The following is a 4,693-nucleotide window of genomic DNA, read 5'->3' on the forward strand; positions in this document are numbered from 1 at the left end:
GAGAACGACACCAACGGATCCAAAACCCCCACAACCTCATCCAACGCCTCAGCAAACACCGGGAACGCCGCCACAAGCGACCGCCCCATACCCAACCGCTGACTCCCCTGACCAGCGAACAGCAACCCCAGCTTCCCACCCGACCCCGAACCAGCCACCACACCAGCACAGACCTCACCCGCCGCCAGCGCACGCAGGCCCTCGATCAGCTCAGCGCGGTCCGCACCGACCACCACCGCACGGTGTTCCAACACGGTTCGTGACACCAACGCCGCGCCCACAGCGGCGGCGTCCGCTTCGGTGTCCAGGTGCGTCAGCAGCTTCGAAGCCTGCGCGGACACGCCCTCCGCGGTCGCGGCACTGACCAACCACGGCACCACCGGCGGAGCCGCCACAGCCTCGACCGCCGCGGGCTCGTCCACCTGCTCGACGACCACGTGCGCGTTGGTACCGGCGATGCCGAACGAGGAGATGCCGGCCCTGCGCGGCCGGTCGCTGGTGGTCCACTGGCGTGCCTCGGTCAGCAGCTCGACGGTGCCGGCCGACCAGTCCACGTGGGGGCTGGGCTCTTCGGCGTGCAGAGTCTGCGGCAGCACACCGTGCCGCATGGCCATCACCATCTTGATCACACCGGCCACACCGGCGGCGGCCTGGGCGTGGCCGATGTTCGACTTGATGGACCCCAGCCACAGCGGCCGGCCGGCGGGCCGGTCCTGGCCGTAGGCGGCGATGAGGGCCTGCGCCTCGATCGGGTCACCCAGCGCCGTACCCGTGCCGTGCGCCTCCACCGCGTCCACGTCGAAAGCCGACAGACCGGCATTCGCCAGGGCCTGCCCGATCACCCGCTGCTGGGAAGGGCCGTTGGGCGCCGTCAGGCCGTTGCTGGCACCGTCCTGATTGACCGCAGAACCCCGCACCACCGCGAGCACGGGATGCCCGTTCCGCCGCGCGTCCGAGAGCCGCTCCACCAAGAGCATGCCCACGCCCTCACCCCAGCCGGTACCGTCCGCACCGGCACCGAACGCCTTGCACCGCCCGTCGGGTGACAGACCCCGCTGACGGGAGAACTCCACGAACGTGCCGGGGGTCGACATCACGGTGGCGCCGCCGGCCAGCGCGAGATCACACTCACCGCTACGCAATGCCTGTACCGCGAGATGCAGGGCAACCAGCGACGACGAGCACGCCGTGTCCACCGTCACCGCGGGGCCCTCGAACCCGAACGTGTAGGAAACCCGCCCAGAAAGCAGACTTCCCGTACTCGTCGCCCCAGGTGTCCCCAGGCCGTAGTCGTGGTACATCAGCCCGGCGAACACACCGGTCCGGCTGCCACGACGCGAACGCGGGTCGACACCAGCACGCTCGAACGCCTCCCACGACGTCTCCAACAACAGACGCTGCTGCGGGTCCATCCCCAGAGCCTCACGGGGAGAGATTCTGAAGAACCCGGGGTCGAAATCGCCGGCCTCATACAGGAAGCCACCGGTACGGGTATAGCTCTTACCCGGCACTCCCGGCTCCGGGTCGTACAGCCGGTCAAGATCCCAACCCCGATCGGTCGGGAAATCGTCTATGGCGTCCGTGGCAGTGGTGACCAGCTGCCAGAGCTCTTCCGGAGTGCTGATGCCACCCGGGTAGCGGCAGGCCATGCCCACGATGGCGATCGGCTCATCGCTCGCGCTGGAGGTCGCCACGACACTGCCCGAAGAGGGAGCCGCGTCACCGACCAGCTCGGACTCGATGCGCCGAGCCACAGCCTGGGCATTCGGGTGGTCGAACACCAGCGTCGCCGAGAGCCGCAGGCCGGTCGCCGCGTTCAGCTCGTTACGCAGCTCGATCGCCGTCAGCGAGTCGAAGCCCAGGTCCTGGAACGCCCTCTCCGGCTCGACCGACTCCGATGACGGGTAGCGGAGGACGGCCGCGGCCTTCTCCCGCACCAGGTCCAGCAGCACCTGCTCACGGTCGTCACCGGCCAGGCGCTCTACGAGGTCCGACGCGGTCGAGACCTGGGCTGCCCGCCGGGCCCGTGGCGGTGCCAGGCCCCGCAGAAGCGCAGGCACATCCGCCCGGCCACGCAACGCCGGAACATCCACCCGCAACGGCACCAACAGGGCCTCGGACGAAGCCAGCCCGGCATCGAACCCGGCAAGCCCCGCCTCCACCGACAACGCCGGCAAACCCTGACGACGCATCCGCTCCACATCAGCGTCACCCAACCACCGCGTCAACCCCGTCGACGTCTCCCACAACCCGAACGCCAACGACGTCGCAACCAACCCGAGCCCACGACGATAAGCCGCCAACCCATCCAAGAACACATTCGCCGCCGCATACGACGCCTGCCCCGCCGGCAACACCAAACCACCCGCCGACGAGAACAACACAAAGAACGCCAAATCCAACTCACACGTCAGCTCATGCAAGAACCACGCCGCATCAACCTTCGGCCCGAACACACCAGCCAGACGCTCCACCGACACCGACTCGATCAACCCGGTATCCCCGACCCCGGCAGCATGCACCACACCCACCAACGGATGCTCCACCGAAACAGACCCAATCACCTCCGAAAGCGCGCCCCGATCCGTGACATCACACGCCCTCACATCCACCAACGCACCCGCCGCAACCAACTCAGCCGACAACTCCGCCGCGCCCGGCGCATCGGAACCACTACGACTCACCAACAGCAGATGGCGCACCCCGCGCTCAGTCACAAGATGACGAGCCACCAACGCACCCAAACCGCCGGTACCACCGGTGATCAACACGGTGCTCGCCGGATCAACCACGGGCACCTCATGCGCCGCAGCGGCCACCCGCACCAGACGAGGCACCAGCACCCGACCCGACCGCACCGCCACCTCCGGCTCACCGGACGCCAACGCACCCGCAACCACACCCACCGACGCCGACGCCCCATCCACATCCACCAGCACAATTCGCCCCGGATGCTCCGCCTGCGCCGCACGCACCAAACCCCACACCGGCGCCGCAGTCGGCACCACGTCGTCACCCGACCCCACCGCGACCGCGCCCCGCGTCACCACCACCAAGCGAGACCCCGCAAGCCGCGCATCCCCCAAGAACCCCTGCACCAGATCCAACACACCCCCCACCGACCGCCGCACCGCACCCACCACGTCACCCGATTCCTCCTCACCACAGCACCCCGACACCACCAAGGGAGCCACAGACCCCGACTCAGCCAACGACACCAGATCATCGAACCCATCCACGGACAACCCAGGAACCGGGTCACCAACCGAAACCATCTCGGTCCCGGCTCCCGCCACCTCGCCCACCGACAACGGCGACCACTCGACCCGGAACAACGCCTCGTTCCGGGCACCCAACTGCTCCACCGACACCGGCCGCGACACCAACGACTCCACCGTCAACACCGGCGCACCCGCAGCATCCGCCAACGCCATCGCACCACTCACCCGCGAAATCCGCACCCGCAACCGCGAAGCACCCGCGGCATGCAACCGCACACCGGACCACACGAACGGCAACACCGTCTCCGCGTCCCCACCACCCACGACCAACAACGCATGCATCGCCGCGTCGAACACAGCAGGATGCAAACCAAACCGACCCGCATCAACAACCCCGTCCTCAGGCAACTCCACCTCAGCGAAAACCTCATCCCCCCGCTCCCACACCGCACGCAACCCCTGAAACACCGGGCCATACACATAGCCCCGACCCAACAAACCCTCATACACACCCGACACATCAACAGACACAGCACCAACCGGCGGCCACACCTGTTCCGTCGCGGGGGGAGTCGCTGCCGCCGCTGTCAGGGTTCCTTCGGCGTGCAACATCCACGCAGCCGTGGTGTCGGCCTCTCCTCGGCTGTGCACGCTGACGCTGCGCTCGCCCGCGTCGTCCGGGGCTCCGACCACGACGCGGATCTCCAGTGCGCCCGTCGCGGGGACCAGCATCGGCTCCCGGAGCGTCAGTTCCCGCACCTCGGGGAGTCCCGCTTCGTGGCCGGCCTGCAACGCCAGCTCCAGCAGACCCGTCCCGGGTACCAGCACGGTGCCCAGCACCTCGTGGTCGGCCAGCCACGGATGCGTGGCCAGAGAGATCCGCCCGGTGAACAGGAGGGTCTCGGTGCCGGGAAGTTCGGTGGCGGCCGTCAGGAGGGGGTGGTCGACGGGTGTGAGCCCGGCGTGGGTGGCGTCGCCGGCGGCTCGGTTGGGTTCGATCCAGTACCGCTGGTGCTGGAAGGCGTAGGTCGGCAGATCGACATGGACGGGGGCGTGTCCGAGGTAGGCGGTCCAGTCGACGGGCACACCTGTGGTGTGCAGCCGGCCCAGTGCCTCCACGAACGCCTGGGCCTCGTCCCCGTCCTTGCGGACGGCCGGCACGGCCACCGTGGCGTCGTCCACGCTGTGCTGCGCCAGCGCGCTGAGTACACCGTCGGGCCCGATCTCGACGAAGACCGACGCGTCCGTGGCAGTGACGCCATCGGCGAACCGCACGGCCCGACGCACCTGATCGACCCAGTAACCCGGGTCGGTGAGCTGCCCCTCGACAACCAACTGCCCCGTGACAGTAGAGACGATAGGCAACACAGGCTCGTGATAACTGAGCGTCGCGGCCACAGCCGCGAACTCCTCCAACATCGGATCCATCAACGGCGAGTGGAACGCATGGCTGACCCGCAACCGCCGAGCCC

The 4,693-nt window shown here is 68.4% G+C and carries 1 protein-coding gene; it reads right to left on the bottom strand.

What is annotated here, in order from left to right:
* A partial coding sequence (locus tag DQ392_RS35920) for a type I polyketide synthase (protein ID WP_220182696.1) occupies positions 1 to 4,649 on the bottom strand: 4,649 nt, incomplete at its 3' end.
* Positions 4,650 to 4,693: the final 44 nt, after the last annotated feature.

This window comes from Streptomyces reniochalinae (genome assembly GCF_003323735.1).
Taxonomy (GTDB): domain Bacteria; phylum Actinomycetota; class Actinomycetes; order Streptomycetales; family Streptomycetaceae; genus Streptomyces; species Streptomyces reniochalinae.